Origin of the sequence: Agrobacterium tumefaciens, from assembly GCF_005221385.1 — a bacterium.
Lineage (GTDB): Bacteria > Pseudomonadota > Alphaproteobacteria > Rhizobiales > Rhizobiaceae > Agrobacterium > Agrobacterium tomkonis.
On record NZ_CP039903.1, the window covers coordinates 919,625 to 939,432 of the forward strand.

The following is a 19,808-nucleotide window of genomic DNA, read 5'->3' on the forward strand; positions in this document are numbered from 1 at the left end:
AAGTTTGAGACCCGTTTAGTTGTTCGGTTAAAATTCTAGACAATGCTGTGATTATGCTTTGGCGATACGGCACTGATAGCAATTGTTGCGGGCGGAACGGACATGCACATAAGCAACGTCAGCGCGCTCCAGAAGATGTCGTGCGCGAGACACGATATCGCCCGTCGCCGTCACTGCGCCGGTGCCATAGACGATGCGGTTGTCGGCGCCATATCCGCGCACGATATAATCCGGGCTGTTCAGCATCGGCGGCAGGGTCTCCGTTTGCGGGTAGCGCTCGCAGGCTTCGGCATGCAAAAACACAGGTCCCGTTTCCGCATAGGGCTGCAGCGACGGAAACGGCCGGTAGGCGAGGATCAGCATTCCTTCGCCTTCACCAATCTGGGAAAGACAATGGCGGCAGGGCATGCCTCCAGGAGAAACGCTCCGTTCCGGCGGGTTGCCATAGGCGTCCGCAGCTCCTGCCCGGAAGGCTTCGGCTTCATTAGCCGGCATTGCAATAAAGGCGAGATCGGTCATGGCGGGTTCTTTCTGGTTTGGATCGGCGTTGCTTCTTTGCAGCTATGATCTCCAAACCGAGTGCTATCCACCCGATTCTTGACAGGTGATGCAACCAGCCCATTGCATGACTCGTTTGCATCGGGAATCAGTGACGCTCCTCGTTCCCGGAAGGTCTGATTTTATGTTGCGTCGTTTTCTGGCCGCCGTTCCGCTGGCTTTTGTTTCGTTGACGGCCCCGGCTCAGGCACAGACTGCCGCCGGTCTCGATGGCCTGTCCGACGACCAGTTGCAGCAGGCGGTCAATTTCGTCATCGGCAACGCGATCTTCTCGCTTTACCACGAGGGCGCGCGCATGCTGATTTCGGATTTCGGAACCGTGGAGACCGGCAGCGTGCAGGCCCCGGCCGACCAGCTGGCGGGCACGCTCATTCTCCAGGCCAACGAGGAATGGCTCGATACCGCGCTCGTCAACGCCACCGATAGCTGGTATCTCGGACGCGAGGCGGAAACCTTGCCCGAGCACGAAGCACCGGTCTTTTCCGCGCTCGTTCCCGAGAAAAGCCGTGACCGCAACATGGCCTGCCTGATGGTCGGCCGCGACAAGGATGGTTATGGCGATCTCGCCGCCATGATGGGTCTGGACAACGCCGAGTTCGACAAGTGCGCCGCCGCCTATCCGCGCGTCGCTTCGACCTGGGAGAATTTTCTGAGCCCGCATCGCAGCCAGACGCCGTCCAAATTCATTGTCAGTTATATGCCGCCGCGCGATCCCGAGCTTGAAGCCTACGCCATCATGATCAGGGAATCGAAGGTTCTCGATCTCATCAGCCGCAGTTTCGGCGCTTACGGTCTGAAGGGTGACGTTAAGCTCACGGCCAGGACCTGCGGGCGTCCTGATGTCTACTGGTCGGCTGAAAAGCGTGAGATCACCTATTGTTATGAGCTTGGTAAATTCCAGGCGGAGCTGATTGCCGATCATCTTCTGAACACTGTCACGGAAGACAAGGGCGCTGCCGGTGGGCAAATTCCGACGGCGGTCAATCTGGAACGGGAAATCTGAGGTCGATTGCCGGACGCTGGCGATCTGGCCCTGCCGAATGGGAGGAGCGTGCCATGCCGAAGGTTGTCGTTCGCAATTTCGCCATTTCGATTGACGGATATGGCGCGGGACCGGACCAGAGTCTCCAGAACCCGCTGGGGGTGAACGGCGAAGCGCTGCATCAATGGGCGGTCAAAACCCGCACCTTTCACCGCATGTTCGGAAAGGAGGGCGGCTCGACCGGTACGGATGAGGATTTTACCGAAAAGAGCTTCGCAAATATCGGCGCATGGATATTGGGACGCAACATGTTCGGGCCGGTGCGCGGCGCATGGCCGGATGAAAGCTGGAAGGGCTGGTGGGGCGACGAGCCGCCCTATCATGTTCCGGTTTTCGTCTTGACGCACCATGCGCGCCCGTCCTTCACGATGAAGGGCGGCACGGTGTTTCATTTCGTGACCGACGGCATCGAGGCGGCGCTCGACATGGCGCTAACAGCGGCGGATGGTAAGGACGTGCGCATCGGCGGCGGTGTTTCCACCATCCGGCAATATATGGCTGCGGGCATGATCGATGAATTACATCTGGCGATCGCCCCGGTTTTTCTCGGCAAGGGTGAACATTTGTTCGAGGGAATGGACCTGCCTGCGCTCGGCTACCGCTCTACCGGAACCGTGGCGGGCGAGGGCGCTACGCATCTGATTGTCGACAAGGCATGAATGCTGCGCCGTTTAAGTATTTTCAGAGACATCGCGGAGCAGTTTGCCGCGCCCACGGATGCCTCCACCCTCATTCCTGGGATGAGCACAGGAATGAGGGAGTGGGGACCAGACACTCCTTATCGGAGAATGGCACGCGTCGCTCTCAATGCGGTACTCAATTACGCAGCGAAATTTCCAGAAGCTCGGTGTCGGACAGCGGCTCCACCCAGGCCTCATAGGTGCCGACGGGCGAGAAGCCCATCATCTGGTAAAGTTGCAGCGCGCGCGGGTGGTCGAGCGTGTTGGTGGTCACTGTCACCCGTTGTGGATTATCCTGCCAGGCGGCGTAAAGCGCCTGCAACAGAAACCATTTGCCGACGCCAGCACCAATCGCCTCTTCGAGCAGGCCGAAATAGGAAAGCTCCGTCACCTCGTCGCTCGCCTTGTTCAGTTCGAAGAAACCGGCGGGCGCACCGTTCATGTAAAGAACCGTAACGCTGTTCTTGGGGTCCTTGAGGACGGCTGACAGTTCCGCATCGCTCATGCGCATGCGTTTCTGCCAGTGCCAGCGTTTCCCCACCCGCCAGTAAAGATAGCGATAAAAATGCAGGGGAATATCGGTGACCCGCATCAGTGCCGTCTGGATGTTGACGGGGATCGGCAGGCTGACCTTCGGCGGCGTCGTCATTTCCAGCTGCGTCACATGCGCCTTCAAAGGCCCATGCGATACAACGGGAACAGGTTCGGCGGGGCCGGTGGCGACAGGCGTGTCTTCCAGACCGCCCCATTCCGACCAGGAACCGTCATAAAGCGAATTATCCTGATGGCCGAGGGATTCCAGCGCCAGCGTAATGACGGCAGCGGTAACGCCCGAGCCACAGCTCGTCACGACCGGCTTGCCGAGATCGATGCCGGCGTCAGTCACCATCTTGCGGATCGCGGTCAGGTCCTTGAAGTGGCCATTCTCCGAAAAGGCCGTGGCAGGCAGGCTGCGCGCGCCGGGCATATGGCCAGAGCGCATGCCGGCACGCGGTTCGGCCTCATCACCGGTGAAACGCCCCGCGCCACGGGCATCGGCAATCTGCTTATTGCCGCTATCGACGATGCCGCGCATGGTCGATAGGGATGTCACGCGTTTCTCGCTGAAGTCAGGTGTAAAGGTCGCGGGTTCGATCTCCGGCGTTCCGGTTTCAAGCGGCCGGCTTTCGCGCTTCCAGCCATCAAGGCCGCCATCCAGCACATAGGCCTTGCGCACGCCCATCACCCGCAGCATCCACCAGACACGCGGTGCGGAAAAGAAACCGGGGCCGTCATAGACCACGATCGTATCATTCTCGCTCAGACCAAGCTCGCCGGCCTCCTGCGCAAAGAACTCCGGTGAGGGCAGGGAGTGCGGCAGTCCGGTGGTATGATCGGCGATCTTGTCCTGATCGAAGAAGACAGCGCCGGGCAGATGGCCGGCCGCGAATTCCTCCGCGCCATTGCGCTTGTGCGCCGGCAGATACCACGAGGCATCAACGAGACGAAACCGGGCTGTGCCAAGCTGTTTTTCCACCCAGTCCGCCGAAACGACGAAACGGCTCTTATCCGTGCTCACGATGTTTCTCCCGATCTCAGGCAACAGCTTCAGGCGCGCCGAAACGAATGCGGAACCGCCTGTTCTCCTTGCCCTTCTTTTCTATCTTGGCAATGTGAATATCGCCTACTTCCTGCGTTTCGGAAACATGGGTGCCGCCGCAGGGCTGGCTGTCGATGCTGGAATTTTCGCCGATGCAGACGAGGCTGACCCGGCCAAGGCCCATCGGCGGGCGCACATTCTTGGATTTGACGATGCCCGGATTGGCCTGAAGTTCCTCATCGGTGATCCATTGCAGGAAGACCGGATGGTTGGCTTTCACCAGCGCCATCAGCTTTGCCGTCACCTCATCCTTGTCGATGGTTTCCGACATGTCGAAATCGACACGCGATTCGTCTTCACCGACCGCCGCGCCGGTGATCGGCCACTGGCAGACAACGGAGAGCAGGTGGCAGGCCGTGTGCATGCGCATCAGCTTGTAGCGGCGCGGCCAGTCCACATGCAGGGTCAGCTTCTCGCCGACTTCAGGAAAAGGCTGGCCTTCGAGCGGCACATGGATGATGACGCTCTTGTCGGCGCCGTTTTTGGTGACGCCGAGTTCGATACGCGACCCATCAGCCCGCTCGAGAAAGCCGCTATCGCCGGGCTGGCCGCCGGACGTCGCATAAAAGCAGGTCTGGTCGAATTCTATGCCGCCATCCTCATGCACCGCCGTGACGATCGCTTCTACGGTGGAAAGATAAAAATCGTCACGGAACAGGGCATTCACAGGCATTTCGGCATGTCCTCAAACGGTTTCGTACGGAACCGCAATCTCGCTTTTCGTCGCCAGCCACTGCGGAATAGGCAACCCCTTGGAGCGCAGGAAATCCGGATTGAACAGCTTCGACTGATAACGATTACCGTAGTCGCATAGTATGGTCACGATTGTATGCCCCGGACCAAGCTCGCGGGCAAGGCGGATTGCGCCGGCAATGTTGATGCCGGAGGAGCCGCCAAGGCAAAGTCCCTCTTTCGTCACCAGATCGAACAGCACCGGAAGCGCTTCCGCATCCGAAATACGATAGGAAAAGTCGGGCGTAAAACCTTCCAGATTGGCGGTGATACGGCCCTGCCCAATGCCTTCGGTGATGGAGGAACCTTCGGATTTCAGGACACCGTGCTTGTAAAACTCGTAAAGCGCGGCGCCTTCAGGGTCGGCAAGGCCGATCTTGATGTCAGGATTGAAATCGCGCAGACCGTCGGCCACGCCCGCCAGCGTTCCGCCTGATCCGACCGAGCAAATGAAACCATCCACCTTGCCATCCGTCTGGTCCCAGATTTCGGGTGCAGTCGTTTCGATGTGGGCCTGACGGTTGGCGATATTGTCGAACTGGTTGGCCCAGATCGCGCCGTTCTCATCCGTCGCGGCAAGCTGTTTCGCCAGCCGACCGGAGACCTTGACGTAATTGTTCGGGTTGGAATAGGGCGCTGCCGGAACTTCGACCAGCTTGGCGCCGAGAAGCTTCAGCGCGTCCTTCTTTTCCTGGCTCTGCGTCTCGGGAATGACGATGACAGTCTTGTAACCGAGTGCATTGGCGACCAGTGACAGGCCGATGCCGGTATTGCCGGCCGTGCCTTCCACGATGGTGCCGCCGGGGCGCAGCTGCCCGCGCCGTTCGGCGTCGCGGATGATGTAAAGGGCGGCGCGATCCTTCACCGACTGGCCGGGATTGAGGAATTCCGCCTTGCCGAGGATTTCGCACCCCGTCGCTTCAGAGGCGGCTTTCAGACGGATGAGCGGCGTGTTGCCGATAGCACTGAGCGCAGAGGGATGAATGGTCATGATTGAGCCTTCTTGTCTGAGCGGAAATTAGGTGCCGTTATGTCCCGTTACAACCGCCTCAAGGCAAGAAATTATCTTCCCGGCTTTGGCTTAGCCACGCAAAATTTTGCCGATACCCAATTTTATGCGCTGTTCTTCACCGCAGCATAGGCGGCAAGCGCTCTTTCTCGTGCCTTTGCATGATCGACGATCGGCAGCGGATAGGTTTCGCCAAGCTCGATGCCCGCCTTTTTCAACACCTCCTTCGGCGCTTCGAATGGCTTGTGGATGTATTTCCGCTCGAGCTTTTCAAGCTCCGGCACGAAACGGCGCACATAATCGCCATCGCCGTCAAATTTCTCACCCTGTAGTATGGGGTTGAAGATGCGGAAAAACGGCGAGGCATCCGCCCCCGAACCCGCCACCCATTGCCAGTTGGCGGCGTTGGAGGCCGGATCGGCATCGACAAGCGTATCGCGGAACCATTTCTCGCCCTTCCGCCAGTCGATCAGCAGGTGTTTGATGAGGAAGGACGCTACGATCATACGCACCCGGTTGTGCATGGTGCCGTGTTGCCACAATTGTCGCATCCCGGCATCGACGATTGGATATCCCGTCATGCCGCGCGTCCAGGCCTTGAAGGACCTCTCGTCGTCCCGCCAGGGAAAGGCGTCGAAACTGTCGTTCCAGTTCTTCTCGTCCAGTTCGGGGAAATGAAATAGCAGGTGATAGCAGAACTCCCGCCAGACGATTTCCTTGCGAAAACGGCTGATATCGTTTGAGGCGATGTGGCGGGAAAGCCCCTTCGTCGCGTGCCAGACGTTGGCGGGCGATATTTCACCCAAGGCCAGATGCGGTGCAAGCATCGAGGTCGCGTCCCTTGCCGGAAAATCGCGGCCTTCTTCATAGCCCTTCAGGGCGCCATCGATGAAGTCGCCAAGTTTCTCCTGCGCGCCGTCTTCGCCGGGCGCCCAGATATCGCTGAAGTGTTTCGCCCAGTCCGGCTTGGGCGGCAACAGCTTCCAGTCATCGAGTTTTTCAGATGTCGGCCATGTCTTCGGCGCCTTCAGGCTCTTTGGCGTCTCCGCCGGGGCATGCGGCTCCTCGCCACTCTCCAGCGCCCGCCAGAAGGGCGTATAGACCCGGTAGGGGCCGCCGGATTTCGTTTGCACCCGCGATGGCTCATGCAGCAGGTGGCCGGAAAAGCTGCGGACTGTCAGGCCATCGTTGCGCAGCGTCTGTTTCAACACCTTGTCCGTGGCCATGCCGGCCGGATCATACCGACGGTTCCAGAATACCGCGTCTGCGCCGGTTTCCGATATCAGCTGCCGCAGCATCTTTTCGGCATCACCACTTAAAAGCAGAAGGCGGTTGCCGGTTTTTTCCAGCGCGGCGGAAAGCGAGGCCAGCGAATGGTGAAGCCACCACTCCTGCGCACCGCCCAGCGGCCCTGAGGATTTTTCCCTGACATAGAGGGCGATGATGGGACCGCCGTGATCCACAGCTGCGAGAAGGGCAAGATTGTCCGAAAGGCGCAAATCCTTGCGGAACCAGACGATGACGGGGGAGGCTGTTATCGGCATGAAAGAACCCGGTTCACTTCCGCTTGAACGAGTGTTGAAACGCTTTGTTCCGCAAATCGGCTAGAATGGAAAGATGGGGCACATGGTTTATCGAGGGTTATTTTTTCGCCCTTGAAACGGCAGGTGAAGGGAACCAACTGGAGGAGCCGGCGTTTGTCGCGGGTTAATAGAGCATGGAAGTGCAATCAATGTTGCTGAAAGACGTTAAGTGGGAAAAGCCCGTTACCATCTCCCTTGAAAACGGTGCTCCCCGGATTTTCAACGGCGTTTACGAAGCCTTCGATTTTCTCCAGCACGAATGGCCCGAACGCGGCGACAAGGCGCACGAGCAGGCGCTGCGTCTGTGCCGCGCCTCGCTGATGGGTGACGTGGCGGGTGAAATCGCCCGCACGGCCTTCGTTGCGGCCAGCCGGCAGGCGCAATGCCTGATGGAGGACAGGGCGGAGACGCAGAATAAAATCGCATCCTGAGCTGTTTTTCAGGACTGGCATGGAAAAGGCCACCCGCCGAACCGGGTGGCCTTGTTTTTTTCACGATCAGGAAACGGGTTGTTTCGGACGCAGGATATGGCATCGTGTGCGCCCGAAGCGGATGAATGAATGCGATGACCAACCATTACGGCTATATTGTTTTTCCAACCGCGCTCGGCCATTGCGGCCTTGCATGGGCAGGGCGCGGCATCGCCCGTCTGCAATTACCCGGTGCTGACGCAGGGGAAACCGAAAAGCTTCTCCTTAAACGTTTTCCGTCGTCCACGATTGCGGTTCCCGACACACGTACGCGTGAGGTCATCGCGATGATCACCCGTTATTTCAGTGGTGAGGCGATCGATTTTACCCCTGTCGAACTGGATCTCGCCGGGCAGGAACGGTTTTTTCTCGATGTCTACAAGGTTGCGAGGCAGATCGGCTGGGGTGACACGACGACCTATGGCGGCATCGTAAAGACCCTCGGTCTCGGCATGGAAAAGGCCCGGGATGTCGGGCAGGCGATGGCGAAAAACCCGGTGCCGCTGATCATTCCCTGCCACCGCGTTCTGGCGGCCGGCGGCCGGCTGGGCGGCTTCTCCGCACCGGGCGGAACCACCACCAAATTGCGCATGCTGGATCTCGAAAATGCCGGTCGCAACCGTGCCGATGAGGCGCAGGGCAGCCTGTTTTGAAGCAATGACAGATCAGGCCGCATGAATAGGCGTCTGATTTCTGCCCATTTCTCGTCAAATTGTCGCTAAATTGTCACAATACACGGACGCCCTCCAACATAAGGGCGAGACGTTTGAGAGTATCCGCGTTAATTCTATCCGCTGCCTTGGCTTTTACAGTCGTGGCGCCGGCCTCTGCCGGCATGCTGAACCAGGCAGAAAAATACACCGGGCTGCATGAGTCCAAAAACAACAAGAGCCTGAAGAATATTCTTGGGGCAAACCCCCGCAGCACCCCCTGGTGTGGTCTTTTCCTGCATGCCGTCGCCAGCAAGGCCGGCCGGCAATCTCCGAAATCCTACGGATTTGCGAAATCCTGGACGTCTTTCGGTTACGCCGTTCCCGTCGGCCAGGCCAAGCCCGGCGATATCGTCGTCATCCGCAACGGCCGCGGTTATCATGCCGGGATTTTGAAGAGCATGAGCGGCAAGACCGCCCAGATCCTCGGCGGCAACCAGTCTGGCCGGGTGCAGGTATCCAATTTCAACCGCAAGGCCATCGTCTCCGTTCGCCGTTGAAGACCAGACATCATTTATTCTTATAAAGGCGGGCCATGACCCGCCTTATCCGTTTTTAAGGGGCCTATGGCTGCTCCCTGGTGCCGGGAGCGGCGTCGCGCTGGTCATCGTCCTCCAGGTCGGTGGCAACGATGAAGGCATCCTCATGCTGGCGCGCAGCCTGCCGTCGGGCGCGCAGGTTCATCGTCTCATCCGGATAAATCTCACTGTCCTTGGATTTGAGTTCGCTGTCGGTTTCGAAACGCGCCACATCCTCGTCGCGAATATCGAGCGGTTCGTTCTTCGGCTTTTTCGGGGTGCTCATGAATAATTCTCCTGCGGGGGTTCTGCTGAGCAAACGATCCCGCATCCATGACGGTTCCCTTTTTCGAAGAAATGCTCGATCGCGATCGGTCTGTGAGGAACAAAGTCTGGCTTTTTCTGTTTTTTCAGTGGCACAATCAAAACCGGTGCAACGCAAAGAGGGAGGCCCGTTATGAGCCATGATCGCGAAGCCGCAATCCGTGAAAAAGCGCGCGCAATATGGGAGAAGGAAGGCAAGCCTGACGGGCATCATGAGCGCCACTGGATCGAGGCTGAACGGGAAGTTTCCGCCGGTGCCGCAAAGACCGCGGGCAAGACCGGCGTGAAAAAATCCGCTGCCGCCAAGTCATCGACGAACAAGACATCGACGGACAAGACATCGACCGACAAGGCGCCTGCGAAGAAAACGCCAGCGAAGAAGGCTCCGGCAGCAAAGGCCAAATCCCCGGCGGTAAAGTCGCTTGAGAAGGAGCAGAAGTCGACGGGCAAGGACAAAGTCGACGATCTCACGGAAAGCCTTGAAGAAAGTTTCCCGGCCAGCGATCCGCCGGCGCTCACCAACGCTGCAAAGGCAACGAAGCGCGCAGTCAAGAAGACCTGATTGCCGGAAGGCCCACTCGTCAGCTGGGCGAAAAATGCCACGAACCGGACAGGGCGAATGCAGCTGCACTTCGCTCTTCAAAACATGTTTTTGAGAGAAATGGCTCCCCGGGCCGGATTCGAACCGGCGACCTGTCGATTAACAGTCGAATGCTCTACCGCTGAGCTACCAGGGAACGTGCGCTGCTTGGCGCGGTGTGAGCGGGGTAATACAAATGCTTTTCCGATTTGCCAAGCGGTTTTTTCAAAAAAAACGCATTCCTCTTGTTTTATCCCTCTGAAGTCCCGATTTTCCGGGCTTATTGACGGTCAAAAAATTATCCACAGGCCAGACGCTGAAGGGCAGGATGGAATGAAATTCGGAATGAACCACAAGACGGGTCGCCTCCATGTCGGAAAATGGAGCCTTGCCATGCCGCGTTCGCGGGTTGGAAGGATCGCCACCGGCTCCGCTCTGGTGGTTGGCGGAACGTTGGGGTTTTTGCCCGTTCTCGGTTTCTGGATGATTCCGCTCGGTCTTGTCGTACTCTCGCACGATCTGCCGGCGGTGCGCCGCAGGCGGCGAAGGCTTGCGGTCTGGTGGGCGTCGCGACAGAACCGCCGCGAAGCCCGTGACAGGGATCGGTAGGCGCTTATCCGCCGATCGAGCTGCTGATGCCCTGTCCGGCCCAGAAGGCGGCATAGGCAAGTGCTGCGAAATAAATCGCCGTCAGGCCGAGAAACAGATAACCACCCAGCACGGTCACGCCGTCTCTCTGAATCATGCCTGCGGACAAAAGCAGGATGGCGACACCGGGCAGGGTGTTGGAAAAGGGAATGAAGCCAAGCGGCATCATCAGCAATACGCCCGCAGTCATCAGCGCCAGACCGTTTATTCTGTTGGCGACGATGCCGGTGGTGAGCGCCGGTACACGCGGACGAATAAAACCATCAAGCTTGGAAACGATGGCGACACCTTTTTGAAGCGCCGGCACCAGTTTTGCCGTCTCCATCTGCCGGTCGAGAATCTTGGCCGGCAGCCATGGCAGGCGGTTCAGCGTGATCGCGAGGCTGACGAGGATGATTGCCGCGCCGAATACCGTGCTGACGCCGGGAATGGAGACCGGAATGAGAAAGGGCAGGGACGCAATTGCGCAGATGAGCAACAGGCCCTGTTCGCCGATCGCTTCCATCAGCTCGCGCAACGTGATCGTCTGGCCCTGCAATTTGCCTATAAGCTTCTCCAGCGTGGTGCTGAGCTTTTCAGACGTATCAGTGAATGCGAATTCGTTCGTCATGCCGCTTCCCGGAAGTTGTTTTAACTCCGGGTTTGATAACATTCATCAGTCCACATGCCTATCGCCGATAGAAACCGGCATGGTCATGGTTCGTCGTATCTCTCGCTTTATTAGTGCGAAACCCAGTGGCTATAGGCGCCGGCGAGAAGAACCACCAGCAGGATGGCGAGTATCACCGGGTTGATCGACGTAATGAAGTTTACATAGTCCATGATAACTTCCTCCACTTCTTACATCTCTTATTCTACAGCAAAAAGGCGAGTTTATCTACCGCAGGGTGAAATTTCGCATCGCAGCAACCGACTGTCGGTGTGGGCTGGAATCGCTGGTATTTCCCATTTTTTGCGATGCAAAAATAATTCTTCCAACATTTGCCATTCTCTTGCGTTGTGTCTAATCCTGCTGCGGCGCTGGCTCTTCTCGGTCCGCTGCGCGCCGTCGTAAATCGCGTAAATCACTGCTGAGATGCCTCGGCGCTCCCGCCTTGACTTTTCTCCACACTCTTCCCCGGGGACATGACATGCTGAAAAACATCTATGCCTGGACAATGGCGCTTGCGGCGCGCAAAACCGCCGTATGGTGGCTGGCGATCGTCGCTTTTGTGGAAAGCTCCGTCTTCGTCGTGCCCGCAGATGTGCTTTTCCTGCCCATGGTGTTGGCCAAGCCGAAAAAGGCGATGTTTTATGCGTTTGTGGCGACTGTCGCCTCGGTCCTCGGCGGCATCGCCGGCTGGTTTCTCGGCCATTATGCTTTCGAGAGCATCGCGCGGCCCATTCTTGAATTTTACGGCAAGCTCGACAGTTTCGAGCACCTGAAGAACTCGGTGGACTACGAAACCATCGTGCTCCTGCTGGTGACATCGGGGCTTGCGCACCTGCCGCCGATCAAGGTGGTGACGATCCTATCAGGCGCGGCCAATATCAGCCTCGGCCTGTTCATTCTTTCAGCCGTCGTCACGCGTGGCGCCCGCTTTTTCATCCTTGCCGGATTGCTGCAGAGATACGGTGATTCAGTGCGCCATTTCATCGAAAAACGCCTCGGCGTCATCACGGCGGCGGCAGCCGCGGCGCTCATCGCGGTCTATGCGGTTTACGTTTTCGTGCGTTGATCGAACGCAATTTTTCTACTCTTACAATACTGTCGCATAACTTTCAGCTTGCTGTCAGAATCCGTCTGTATCGGTTCTCTTGTCGAGTAAGGGAACCGTTTTATTATGCGAAGATTTTGGAAGTGCTCCTTTGGGGGCATGGGCTTTGTTGTGCTTGCGGCAGGCGGATATCTCTACGCCATCCAGCTTCTCGGCAATTTTCACGAGGTCGTGGCCGGTCAGCTTTATCGCTCCAACCAACCGAGCAATGAAGAGCTTGTGCGCTACACCAAGGATCACGGCATCAAGACGGTTATCAACCTGCGCGGACCGAATGAATCCCAGGCCTGGTACCGGGGTGAGGTCGAAACAGCACGCGAGCTTGGGCTGAAGCACATCGATTTCGGCATGTCGGCCAGCCAGGAACTCAACATGGATCAGGTCAACCAGCTCGTTGCGATCATGCGCGATGCGCCGAAACCTATCCTCATCCATTGCAAGGCCGGCGCTGACCGGACGGGCCTCGCCACCGCTCTTTATCTCAGCCGCGTTGCGCGTCTCGGCGAAAAGGAGGCGGAAAGCCAGCTTTCAGTGCGTTACGGCCACATCGGCATCCCCTATCTCTCGGCAACCTATGCCATGGACAGAACCTGGGAGAATGTGGAGCACATGCCAGTCACCGACGACTTCGCCATCGCGTCGAACGAGTTCTGAGGGCGCTTCAGGCCAATCCTGCGTAAATCATGGATCGTTCCCGGCAAGGGGATTTGCGTTACGTCTTGATTGCCAATGCGGTCAGGCTGGGCGCGATTCTCGGTGCAGGGCGCGCTGAATTGGCGAGGCCATGACAGCGGCGGAGTGGTGGGAAAGCGGACCAGGATCCGGTCTGTAATCGACTTGACCGGCAACGCACGATCTGTCGGAGATATCTTGCTGGAGAGCGATGCCGGCAGGTGCGCGTTGCACTCACATCAACGGCATGGGTCCGTCAAAGGTAAGGTCTCCTCGCCCGGTAGGCCGCATCCAACGGCAAACAGCCGACTCAATCGCCTGCCATATCCGGCGTCCAGCCGCGCGTATATCCTTTGCCCATGATGGCAACCGCAAGGGAAAGCTGTTCCTGTAAATGTTCGATTTCACCAAGCAGCGTTTCAACCGCCGCTCTCGCATCGCCATCGTGACACTGGATGACGTATCCGGCTATGTCGTCAGGCCGTACAGGGGTGGATTTTGCAGCATCGGACATATTAGCGACCTCTCTTTTGTTCACTAAATGTTCTAATTTTAGCGGAGAGTCAACAAAGCAATACGGCCGTCGTTTTCTTTAGTGAAAGGCGAGTGGCATGACAAAGAGCAAATCGCGAACCTGTTCATTAGAACCGCATTCCTCGATACCGGAAGGAACTCAGGCGGCTGATGATCGCCAAACGGCGGGGGACCGCTGAGACATGATGCAAGGGCCCCGGATGAGAGGCGGGGCTGCGTCAAAAAGACCGTGCTTGAATGCATGAATGAAGTTGCTGAGGCAGCAGTTTTGACGTAGCTCTACCTGCGGGAGATTATGTCAAGTAATAGACTGGAAATATTCAAAATGACGGATTGGAATTGGGTGGATTTATTCCCTATAGTCTTCTTCCCGTTCAAGATTATCGTATTGGGTACAGGCATGTACTTCGCCATCAAGTGGCATCACGATCAGGCGAAGAAGGAAAAAGAAACCAGCGGATCGTAAACGCCCGCCGGACACACTCCTGACGCCTGAGGTTAGCCGAGCCGATATCCAGTGATGCGGCTGCAATTCGCGCCACAGAACAAGGCCACGACCCCTTTATCTAAAATCACCTGCTTGATGGTCCGAATCTCATGCTTTCCGAAGGAAACTCGGATGCGCTTTCGGAAGTGTGTTGAGCGATCCGCATCCAGGCAGGTTGCGGCAGTATCGTCAAAAATTACGCCAAGGCGCTTGCCGAAAATGGAATTTTCCAGCAACTGCCGCTCGAGAATTATTCTGATCGGTTCAGCCGCGTTGCGGTCATCGCTGTGCGTTGGCTTATAACGCCATTGCCACGAATGGATCCCCGTAGCCACAACGATGGGCAATCTTTGCTTTTGATAGGCTTGAGGGCAAGTCACCATTCCATGACGAAGCAACAATTGCCACCGACGCTAACGCCGAAAGCTTTTTGTTCTCGTCAGTGTGGTGAATACGGTTGGTGACCCCTCGAATATCCTGCGACGCGGCTCGCGGGGGCAAGCTCTAATGGACTGCGGGATCCTCGTCTTCAAGAAAGCTGCGAATGCCGTCCTTTTCGCAGGTGGCAAGAAATTCTTCCCATGCGTCTTTGTCGGTGGCGAAAGGCTCGTCCCAGGTGGTGACAAGGTCATTTTCGCTTATGACCTCAAGCTTCCAATCCTGCTGTGTGCCGGCGGATCGGTAAATATCGACAAGGACCGTGACGCCGTCATCTTCGAATTCGCCTGAGAATTCGGAGTGTTCGATTTTTGATTTCTTCGCCATGTCAATGTCCTTCAGGCTCAGGCTTCGTCAGGGTGCTGGGGGTGTCCTTGAACGCGGTAACCGTTAGAAAGACGGCGATGGCGGTAAGAACAAATTTGGTCTAGCGCTCAATCCATCAGCCTCCTGCAAGTCAAGTGCGCACCGTCAGGGCGGGGGAGAACCAAACACCGCGCAAAGCTAACGCGCAGTTGCTGGGGGGACCCGCTGGCTATAATGTGGCTAAAACAAATATAGCCAGCTCTGGGGGAACTGGCTATCTATCTGATTTTTATGGTCGGAGCGGCGGGATTCGAACCCACGACCCCTTGACCCCCAGTCAAGTGCGCTACCGGGCTGCGCTACGCTCCGAACCTGAAAGCCGTTTATATATAAGCCTGTTAGGGCGCAAGCGGAAAATCGCCTTTTCTCAAAAAAAGGAACAATGGGTGTGGATGGCGGGCAGGGGACGGACTGTCGTTCCACCGTCTGCCGGTTGCTTCCGTCAAACGCATGACACATCCTCTTTCCATCATGGCTGGAACCTGCCGTGAACTTCAGCGTTCAATTGCAGCGGAACTGAAACTCAGGGAGATAAATATATGTCCGAACTCGTCGTTGTTGGTTTTGATGGAACGGAAGAGGCTGACCGGGTTCTTCTGAAGCTTGCGGGGCTGAAAAAGGAATATCTGGTCGATCTGGAAGACGCCGTGGTCGTCGTTCGTGATGAAAACGGCAAGGTGCATCTGAAGCAGAGCGTCAATCTGACGGCGCTTGGCGCAAGCTCCGGTTTTCTGTCCGGTGGCCTCTGGGGCGGCCTTGTTGGCCTGCTGTTCCTCAATCCGTTGGCGGGCTTTGCAATTGGCGGCGCAATTGGTGCCGGCACGGGCGCGCTGGCGGGTTCGCTCACCGATTTCGGCATCGATGACGATTTCATCAAATCCCTTGGCGAAACCATCCCCAATGGCTCTTCGGCGCTGTTCGTGCTGATCCGCAAGGTACAGCCGGAAAAGGTCATGGCGGAACTGGAAGGGCTGCGCGGCCGGGTCATCAAGACCTCGCTGTCTCCCGATCAGGAAGCGCAATTGCAAAAAGCTCTGTCGGGTGAAACCGCGCAGGCTGCTGCACCCGCCGCTTAGATGAAAACAGGAAGAACGCTGCGGCATGATCCATGCTGCAGCGTTTTGTCCAGATGGTTCCGGAAGCGGCCGCTTAGACGGTCAGCGTGCCGGGTTTCGCCTGCGGCCAGCTGAGATAATAGTAGCGGCCGCCGACGCTGCCGAAAAACGCATTATTCCCGGAGATGCTGTCGACATAAGCGCCGCTGGCGCTCTTGACATAGGCTGAGCCGTCTCGTTTGAGATGATCCTTCAGAAAATCGCTCCAGCCCGTCGTGGCGATCTCGGTTGCCGGTTTCGAGGTGGTTTTCGAATCGGCCTTCACGTCCCACGCCTTGATCTGCGCGCCTTCGGAGGGATCGGATACGGTGAGCGTGCCGGCGGCCAGTGCTTCCAGCATCGCCTTTGCCTGCGAGGCCTTGTCCGGGTCCTTGGACAAATCCTCCAGCATCGCCTTCAGATCCTTCATGAAAGCGGCCTGCGTGATGTCGCCGGAAGACGCCTGCGGTGTAGTCTCGGTTTGCGTCTCTTCGCCGGTGGTCTGCGCATATTGCGCCAGAAGCTGTGTCAGCCTCGTATTGGTGGAAGAAGAAGACGTATCGATGCCATAGGCGCCAAGAAGCGCTGCCCGTGACGAGGACGATGAGGCCGCGGTGGAATTGTCATCCTGCTCCTTGATGGCCTTGAGGGCTAATCTGGTGGCGGTGAGGCGGGTGGACAGGTCGACGGAGGAGACCATTTCGGTAACTTTTCCATGATCAGCCCGATACGCATCATTCGTACCGAACCGGCTTGGCGCGGATTCTTGATCCCGCCTTTCGTCTCCTCTCATAAGAAGACCGGGTGCGTCCCGCGCCGCTTGGGCTTGGGGTGCACCCGGTCTACTGAAAGAAGTTTGCGCGACGCTTGCGTCTTAATTTTCCTGAACGGAAACCCCGTTCGGGCCGATATTCATCTCGATGCCCTTCGGCTTGCTTTCCTCGTGCCAGACATAGGCCCCAAGGCCGACAAGGACCACCAGGAGTGCGCCGATGATGAGATAGAGATTATTGGTCTGCGTCATAAGATGTCTCCCCGTTTGACGATCATAATCGCGGGCTAAACGCATGAAATCGCGCAGGGTTCCGTAAGGGGAAGTATTTTAGGCATTGCTTGTGCGGCGGCGCAGGCTTTCGCGTTTTTCCAGTGCCATGCAGCCCCACAATATGCCGAGCAGCAGGAAGAAATGCCGCCAGTGATCGGTATCGATGACGGCGCCGATCATGACGTGGCCGACAAAGGTCACCCAGGAAATGATCAGGAACGGCTGCCATGGCCGCGGCCGCAGCAGATGCCTGAAACCGGCAGCGATCGTCCAGCAGATCAATGTAAGATAGATCACGAAGCCGAACCAGCCATGCGTTGTCAGGCTTTTCAACCAGATATTATGTTCGGCAGCGGGAAAGATATTGTCGAACACCATCGGCCCGATGCCGAGCGGATGCTCCATCGCCAGCAGGAAACCAAGATAGTGACGGGCAAAGCGCCCCAGATGCCCGCCATCATAGGATTGCACCGCAGAGGCGCGGCTGAGGAACAGGTCGGAGACCTGTTTGAATTGCAGCGCGATGATGACGGCTGCGACCATGAGCGCGACCGCAACGAGAAACAGCACGAGAATTTTCAGGCGAAATGCGGCTGTGCGCTCCTTCAGCAGCATGACGAAGACGAGCAGGAGGGCGGCGAATAAAAACAGGCCCCATGCCGCACGCGAAAATGACAGGAACACGCCAAGCGACAGGATTAGCAGGCCGAGGATACGCCAGGGCGCGTGCATCGCCTTGCCGGTGAGCAGGCCATAGATCAGGTAAAGCGACGGTGTCACCAGGAAGGGACCGAAGACGTTCGGGTCCTGAAACGCACCCTTGGCGCGATCGTAAAGCGTGAAGACTTCGAAGCCGGGAAGGGCGTGAAAATATCCGATGATGCCGAGTAGCGAGGTGATCAGCGCCGCGGCGAGCCAGGCCCGAAAAATCAGCAGCAGCCGCTGGTATTTGTCCTCGATGATCGCCGCGTAAAAAACCGAGGTCAGCGCCAGAAAGGTCGAGACGGCGAGGTAGAGCGGTCCCTCGTCCAGATCGGCCATGGTGGTGAGCGAAAGATAGCCGCCGACATTAAAGGCGAGCAGCAGGCACAGGAGCAGCACGACGGTGCGGGAAAGGCGAAGGCCCAGCAGGAACCAGATGGCCACTTGCCCGACCATCATCAGCTCGTAGGGCGCCGGTTCGGAGATGACGAAGCCGGAGAGGAACACGCCGAAGGCGATGAAGAACGAACCGACGAGCCGCATGGCAGCCAGAGGCGCGTCAAAACCCGGTGCGTGCTGGTAACCGACGTTGGTCAATAGGCGTTTTCCGATTTGAGCAGCCGTATCGGCGTCAGGAACAGGATCTTGAGATCGAGGAAAAGCGACCAGTTCTCGATGTAATAAAGATCATATTCGGTGCGGAACTTGATCTTGTCGCCATGGTCGATTTCGCCGCGCCAGCCATTGATCTGCGCCCAGCCGGTCACGCCGGGCTTGACCTTGTGGCGCGCGAAATAATGCTCCACCACTTCGGTATATTTCAGATCGCCGGTCTGGGCATGGACTGCGTGCGGGCGCGGGCCGACCAGCGAGAGATCGCCATAGAGAACGTTGAAGAGCTGCGGCAGCTCGTCCATCGACGATTTGCGCAGGAAGCGGCCGACGGGTGTGACGCGCGGATCGTTCTTGGTGACGGCCTTCTTGGCGGTCGGATCGCTGAGTTCCGTATACATGGAGCGGAACTTCCAGACATTGATCGTCTCATTGTTGAAGCCGTGACGCTTCTGTTTGAAGAGGACCGGGCCTTTGGAGGTGGCCTTGACGGCAATGCCGGCACCCAGCATCACCGGCCAGAAAAGGGCGATGCCGAGGAGGCTGAAGGTGATGTCGAATATCCGTTTCGCCACCGAATCCCAGTCGCGGATCGGCTTGTCGAACACATCGAGCATCGGCACATTGCCCACATGCGAATAGGCGCGCGGACGGAACCGCAATTTATTGGCATGTGCGGCGATGCGAATATCGACGGGCAGCACCCAGAGTTTGCGCAGGAGCTGGAGAATGCGGGCCTCTGCGCTGAGCGGCAGGGCGATGATCAGCATGTCGAGCTTTGTCAGGCGGGCAAATTCCACCAGTTCGGCAAAGGTGCCGAGCTTGGGATAACCGGCGACGACATCGGGAGAGCGCTCGCTTTTCCGGTCGTCGAAAATCCCGCAGATGCGGATATCGTTGTCCGACTGCTGCTCGAGCGAACGGATGAGGTCTCTGGCAGCATCACCGCCGCCGACGATGACGGCGCGGCGTTCCATGACGCCATTACGACCCCAGTGGCGAATGGCAAAGCCAAGGATCAACCGTCCGGTGAAAATGGCTACCGCGCCAATCGCATACCATATGCCGAAAGCCGGCCAGGAATGCAGCGCATCGGGAAAAAACACGAGAAGGAAACAGGCGGCACCCACGAAAGACAGACACACGGCGCCTTGAATGCGGGCAAACATCTTCAGCGGCGTGCGCAGCGTTGGCAACTGATAACAATCGCCCGCCTGCAGCAGGAACACACAGAGTGCCGCGCCCAGCACGCCGGCGCTGAAAACCGCCAGAAAGGTTTCGAGACCCCGATCGGCGGCGATGCCGTTGACGATGGCGGCAATGACCACAAGCATCGTGAATTCCAGCAGCCGTAACTGGCCGATCACCATATTCGGTGAATGGTTGCCGGCACGCAGCTGGTTGGCGATCTGCCGCGCAAGCGGATTGAGAACAACGGTCTCGGACGCCGAAGGCTCACCGGCTTCGCGCTCGGAGATTTGCTTGCGCAACGACGCCAGATCGAATTGCAGTCTGTCCTTGTCAGCCTTGGTCATTACTTGGTCCGCACCCTCTAGCGGATCGGCCCGAAAATCGAGACCGATTTCCGATGGGAACGATGCGCAACTT

25 protein-coding genes and 2 tRNA genes are annotated in these 19,808 nt (G+C 57.7%); 11 read left to right on the forward strand and 16 right to left on the reverse strand.

The window, feature by feature from the left end; all coding sequences use genetic code 11:
• Positions 1–51 precede the first annotated feature (51 nt).
• On the reverse strand, positions 52–519 hold the full coding sequence (locus CFBP6623_RS04605) for a DUF1203 domain-containing protein (protein WP_046798895.1): 468 nt from the start codon (positions 517–519) through the stop codon (positions 52–54).
• Between the two features lie 163 nt (positions 520–682).
• Here CFBP6623_RS04605 and CFBP6623_RS04610 point away from each other — a divergent pair, with 163 nt between their 5' ends.
• A complete protein-coding gene (locus CFBP6623_RS04610) occupies positions 683–1,561 on the forward strand; it encodes a DUF4344 domain-containing metallopeptidase (RefSeq protein WP_046798896.1) in 879 nt (292 codons plus the stop codon).
• A 53-nt stretch (positions 1,562–1,614) separates the two neighbouring features.
• On the forward strand, positions 1,615–2,259 hold the full coding sequence (locus CFBP6623_RS04615) for a dihydrofolate reductase family protein (protein ID WP_046798897.1): 645 nt from the start codon (positions 1,615–1,617) through the stop codon (positions 2,257–2,259).
• A gap of 157 nt (positions 2,260–2,416) precedes the next feature.
• On the opposite strand, the gene sseA is transcribed toward CFBP6623_RS04615, so the two are convergent.
• From sseA to CFBP6623_RS04635, 4 genes are all read right to left on the reverse strand, one after another.
• Positions 2,417–3,838 (reverse strand): 3-mercaptopyruvate sulfurtransferase, encoded by a 1,422-nt coding sequence (gene sseA / locus CFBP6623_RS04620; protein ID WP_046798898.1) that lies wholly within the window; start codon positions 3,836–3,838, stop codon positions 2,417–2,419.
• A gap of 16 nt (positions 3,839–3,854) precedes the next feature.
• The gene (locus CFBP6623_RS04625) at positions 3,855–4,592 is read right to left on the reverse strand and encodes an alanyl-tRNA editing protein (protein WP_046798899.1); all 738 of its coding nucleotides are present in this window, start codon (positions 4,590–4,592) and stop codon (positions 3,855–3,857) included.
• Positions 4,593–4,604: 12 nt separating this feature from the next.
• On the reverse strand, positions 4,605–5,642 hold the full coding sequence (locus CFBP6623_RS04630; protein ID WP_035217756.1) for a cysteine synthase A: 1,038 nt from the start codon (positions 5,640–5,642) through the stop codon (positions 4,605–4,607).
• A 122-nt stretch (positions 5,643–5,764) separates the two neighbouring features.
• Positions 5,765–7,204: a cryptochrome/photolyase family protein gene (locus tag CFBP6623_RS04635; protein ID WP_046798900.1), complete on the reverse strand. Its 1,440-nt coding sequence runs from the start codon at positions 7,202–7,204 to the stop codon at positions 5,765–5,767.
• Between the two features lie 188 nt (positions 7,205–7,392).
• Here CFBP6623_RS04635 and CFBP6623_RS04640 point away from each other — a divergent pair, with 188 nt between their 5' ends.
• The 3 genes from CFBP6623_RS04640 to CFBP6623_RS04650 all read left to right on the forward strand — a co-directional run bounded on the left by CFBP6623_RS04640 (position 7,393) and on the right by CFBP6623_RS04650 (position 8,923).
• Positions 7,393–7,674: a DUF982 domain-containing protein gene (locus tag CFBP6623_RS04640; protein ID WP_046798901.1), complete on the forward strand. Its 282-nt coding sequence runs from the start codon at positions 7,393–7,395 to the stop codon at positions 7,672–7,674.
• Positions 7,675–7,808: 134 nt separating this feature from the next.
• Positions 7,809–8,366 (forward strand): methylated-DNA--[protein]-cysteine S-methyltransferase, encoded by a 558-nt coding sequence (locus tag CFBP6623_RS04645; protein ID WP_046798978.1) that lies wholly within the window; start codon positions 7,809–7,811, stop codon positions 8,364–8,366.
• 113 nt (positions 8,367–8,479) lie between these two features.
• Positions 8,480–8,923, forward strand: coding sequence for a TIGR02594 family protein (locus tag CFBP6623_RS04650; RefSeq protein WP_080842170.1), 444 nt, complete (start codon positions 8,480–8,482; stop codon positions 8,921–8,923).
• 64 nt (positions 8,924–8,987) lie between these two features.
• Here CFBP6623_RS04650 and CFBP6623_RS04655 read toward each other — a convergent pair whose 3' ends face one another.
• The gene (locus CFBP6623_RS04655) at positions 8,988–9,227 is read right to left on the reverse strand and encodes a hypothetical protein (RefSeq protein WP_046798902.1); all 240 of its coding nucleotides are present in this window, start codon (positions 9,225–9,227) and stop codon (positions 8,988–8,990) included.
• A gap of 171 nt (positions 9,228–9,398) precedes the next feature.
• Here CFBP6623_RS04655 and CFBP6623_RS04660 point away from each other — a divergent pair, with 171 nt between their 5' ends.
• The gene (locus CFBP6623_RS04660; protein ID WP_046798903.1) at positions 9,399–9,827 is read left to right on the forward strand and encodes a DUF2934 domain-containing protein; all 429 of its coding nucleotides are present in this window, start codon (positions 9,399–9,401) and stop codon (positions 9,825–9,827) included.
• Between the two features lie 100 nt (positions 9,828–9,927).
• Here CFBP6623_RS04660 and CFBP6623_RS04665 read toward each other — a convergent pair.
• Positions 9,928–10,002 (reverse strand) — tRNA-Asn (locus CFBP6623_RS04665).
• A 176-nt stretch (positions 10,003–10,178) separates the two neighbouring features.
• On the opposite strand from CFBP6623_RS04665, the gene CFBP6623_RS04670 reads away from it, so the two are divergent.
• A complete protein-coding gene (locus CFBP6623_RS04670; protein ID WP_046800350.1) occupies positions 10,179–10,454 on the forward strand; it encodes a hypothetical protein in 276 nt (91 codons plus the stop codon).
• A gap of 4 nt (positions 10,455–10,458) precedes the next feature.
• Here the strand turns inward: CFBP6623_RS04670 and CFBP6623_RS04675 are convergent, their stop codons facing one another.
• Entirely contained in the window at positions 10,459–11,103 is a 645-nt protein-coding gene (locus tag CFBP6623_RS04675) for an exopolysaccharide biosynthesis protein (RefSeq protein ID WP_046800349.1), read from the reverse strand.
• A 520-nt stretch (positions 11,104–11,623) separates the two neighbouring features.
• Here CFBP6623_RS04675 and CFBP6623_RS04680 point away from each other — a divergent pair.
• Positions 11,624–12,211, forward strand: coding sequence for a YqaA family protein (locus CFBP6623_RS04680; RefSeq protein ID WP_046800348.1), 588 nt, complete (start codon positions 11,624–11,626; stop codon positions 12,209–12,211).
• 138 nt (positions 12,212–12,349) lie between these two features.
• Positions 12,350–12,904: a dual specificity protein phosphatase family protein gene (locus tag CFBP6623_RS04685; protein ID WP_046800347.1), complete on the forward strand. Its 555-nt coding sequence runs from the start codon at positions 12,350–12,352 to the stop codon at positions 12,902–12,904.
• 328 nt (positions 12,905–13,232) lie between these two features.
• Here the strand turns inward: CFBP6623_RS04685 and CFBP6623_RS04690 are convergent, their stop codons facing one another.
• Entirely contained in the window at positions 13,233–13,436 is a 204-nt protein-coding gene (locus CFBP6623_RS04690; RefSeq protein WP_046800346.1) for a hypothetical protein, read from the reverse strand.
• Between the two features lie 345 nt (positions 13,437–13,781).
• Here CFBP6623_RS04690 and CFBP6623_RS04695 point away from each other — a divergent pair, with 345 nt between their 5' ends.
• Positions 13,782–13,922, forward strand: a complete 141-nt coding sequence (locus tag CFBP6623_RS04695; protein WP_137002497.1) for a hypothetical protein — start codon at positions 13,782–13,784, stop codon at positions 13,920–13,922.
• 32 nt (positions 13,923–13,954) lie between these two features.
• On the opposite strand, the gene CFBP6623_RS04700 is transcribed toward CFBP6623_RS04695, so the two are convergent.
• The 3 genes from CFBP6623_RS04700 to CFBP6623_RS04710 form a co-directional block, all read right to left on the reverse strand.
• Complete coding sequence (locus CFBP6623_RS04700; RefSeq protein WP_080842168.1) at positions 13,955–14,290, reverse strand: hypothetical protein; 336 nt, start codon at positions 14,288–14,290, stop codon at positions 13,955–13,957.
• Between the two features lie 157 nt (positions 14,291–14,447).
• The gene (locus tag CFBP6623_RS04705; RefSeq protein WP_046800344.1) at positions 14,448–14,708 is read right to left on the reverse strand and encodes a hypothetical protein; all 261 of its coding nucleotides are present in this window, start codon (positions 14,706–14,708) and stop codon (positions 14,448–14,450) included.
• Between the two features lie 271 nt (positions 14,709–14,979).
• Positions 14,980–15,056: transfer RNA gene (locus tag CFBP6623_RS04710), tRNA-Pro, on the reverse strand.
• Between the two features lie 230 nt (positions 15,057–15,286).
• Between CFBP6623_RS04710 and CFBP6623_RS04715 the strand changes: the two genes are divergently transcribed.
• On the forward strand, positions 15,287–15,823 hold the full coding sequence (locus tag CFBP6623_RS04715) for a DUF1269 domain-containing protein (protein ID WP_046800343.1): 537 nt from the start codon (positions 15,287–15,289) through the stop codon (positions 15,821–15,823).
• A gap of 73 nt (positions 15,824–15,896) precedes the next feature.
• Here the strand turns inward: CFBP6623_RS04715 and CFBP6623_RS04720 are convergent, their stop codons facing one another.
• The 4 genes from CFBP6623_RS04720 to uppE form a co-directional block, all read right to left on the reverse strand.
• The gene (locus CFBP6623_RS04720; RefSeq protein ID WP_046800342.1) at positions 15,897–16,541 is read right to left on the reverse strand and encodes a hypothetical protein; all 645 of its coding nucleotides are present in this window, start codon (positions 16,539–16,541) and stop codon (positions 15,897–15,899) included.
• A 174-nt stretch (positions 16,542–16,715) separates the two neighbouring features.
• Positions 16,716–16,865 (reverse strand): hypothetical protein, encoded by a 150-nt coding sequence (locus tag CFBP6623_RS04725; RefSeq protein ID WP_003496532.1) that lies wholly within the window; start codon positions 16,863–16,865, stop codon positions 16,716–16,718.
• Positions 16,866–16,943: 78 nt separating this feature from the next.
• Positions 16,944–18,185 carry a polysaccharide biosynthesis O-antigen ligase family protein UppF gene (gene uppF, locus CFBP6623_RS04730; protein WP_046800341.1) on the reverse strand — a complete coding sequence of 414 codons (1,242 nt, stop codon included), beginning with the start codon at positions 18,183–18,185 and terminating at the stop codon, positions 16,944–16,946.
• Positions 18,182–19,735, reverse strand: coding sequence for a polysaccharide biosynthesis glycosyltransferase UppE (gene uppE / locus CFBP6623_RS04735; RefSeq protein ID WP_046800340.1), 1,554 nt, complete (start codon positions 19,733–19,735; stop codon positions 18,182–18,184). Before uppE ends, uppF begins: the two co-directional genes overlap by 4 nt.
• Between the last annotated feature and the right edge of the window lie 73 nt (positions 19,736–19,808).

Excerpts from the sequence above, each read along its gene's own strand:
- CFBP6623_RS04605 (WP_046798895.1), bottom strand. The coding sequence starts at position 519 with ATGACCGATCTCGCCTTTATTGCAATGCCGGCTAATGAAGCCGAAGCC.
- CFBP6623_RS04610 (WP_046798896.1), top strand. The coding sequence starts at position 683 with ATGTTGCGTCGTTTTCTGGCCGCCGTTCCGCTGGCTTTTGTTTCGTTG.
- CFBP6623_RS04615 (WP_046798897.1), top strand. The coding sequence starts at position 1,615 with ATGCCGAAGGTTGTCGTTCGCAATTTCGCCATTTCGATTGACGGATAT.
- CFBP6623_RS04625 (WP_046798899.1), bottom strand. The coding sequence starts at position 4,592 with ATGCCTGTGAATGCCCTGTTCCGTGACGATTTTTATCTTTCCACCGTA.
- CFBP6623_RS04630 (WP_035217756.1), bottom strand. The coding sequence starts at position 5,642 with ATGACCATTCATCCCTCTGCGCTCAGTGCTATCGGCAACACGCCGCTC.
- CFBP6623_RS04635 (WP_046798900.1), bottom strand. The coding sequence starts at position 7,204 with ATGCCGATAACAGCCTCCCCCGTCATCGTCTGGTTCCGCAAGGATTTG.
- CFBP6623_RS04640 (WP_046798901.1), top strand. The coding sequence starts at position 7,393 with ATGTTGCTGAAAGACGTTAAGTGGGAAAAGCCCGTTACCATCTCCCTT.
- CFBP6623_RS04645 (WP_046798978.1), top strand. The coding sequence starts at position 7,809 with ATGACCAACCATTACGGCTATATTGTTTTTCCAACCGCGCTCGGCCAT.
- CFBP6623_RS04655 (WP_046798902.1), bottom strand. The coding sequence starts at position 9,227 with ATGAGCACCCCGAAAAAGCCGAAGAACGAACCGCTCGATATTCGCGAC.
- CFBP6623_RS04660 (WP_046798903.1), top strand. The coding sequence starts at position 9,399 with ATGAGCCATGATCGCGAAGCCGCAATCCGTGAAAAAGCGCGCGCAATA.
- CFBP6623_RS04670 (WP_046800350.1), top strand. The coding sequence starts at position 10,179 with ATGAAATTCGGAATGAACCACAAGACGGGTCGCCTCCATGTCGGAAAA.
- CFBP6623_RS04675 (WP_046800349.1), bottom strand. The coding sequence starts at position 11,103 with ATGACGAACGAATTCGCATTCACTGATACGTCTGAAAAGCTCAGCACC.
- CFBP6623_RS04680 (WP_046800348.1), top strand. The coding sequence starts at position 11,624 with ATGCTGAAAAACATCTATGCCTGGACAATGGCGCTTGCGGCGCGCAAA.
- CFBP6623_RS04685 (WP_046800347.1), top strand. The coding sequence starts at position 12,350 with ATGGGCTTTGTTGTGCTTGCGGCAGGCGGATATCTCTACGCCATCCAG.
- CFBP6623_RS04690 (WP_046800346.1), bottom strand. The coding sequence starts at position 13,436 with ATGTCCGATGCTGCAAAATCCACCCCTGTACGGCCTGACGACATAGCC.
- CFBP6623_RS04695 (WP_137002497.1), top strand. The coding sequence starts at position 13,782 with ATGACGGATTGGAATTGGGTGGATTTATTCCCTATAGTCTTCTTCCCG.
- CFBP6623_RS04705 (WP_046800344.1), bottom strand. The coding sequence starts at position 14,708 with ATGGCGAAGAAATCAAAAATCGAACACTCCGAATTCTCAGGCGAATTC.
- CFBP6623_RS04715 (WP_046800343.1), top strand. The coding sequence starts at position 15,287 with ATGTCCGAACTCGTCGTTGTTGGTTTTGATGGAACGGAAGAGGCTGAC.
- CFBP6623_RS04720 (WP_046800342.1), bottom strand. The coding sequence starts at position 16,541 with ATGGTCTCCTCCGTCGACCTGTCCACCCGCCTCACCGCCACCAGATTA.
- CFBP6623_RS04725 (WP_003496532.1), bottom strand. The coding sequence starts at position 16,865 with ATGACGCAGACCAATAATCTCTATCTCATCATCGGCGCACTCCTGGTG.
- uppE (WP_046800340.1), bottom strand. The coding sequence starts at position 19,735 with ATGACCAAGGCTGACAAGGACAGACTGCAATTCGATCTGGCGTCGTTG.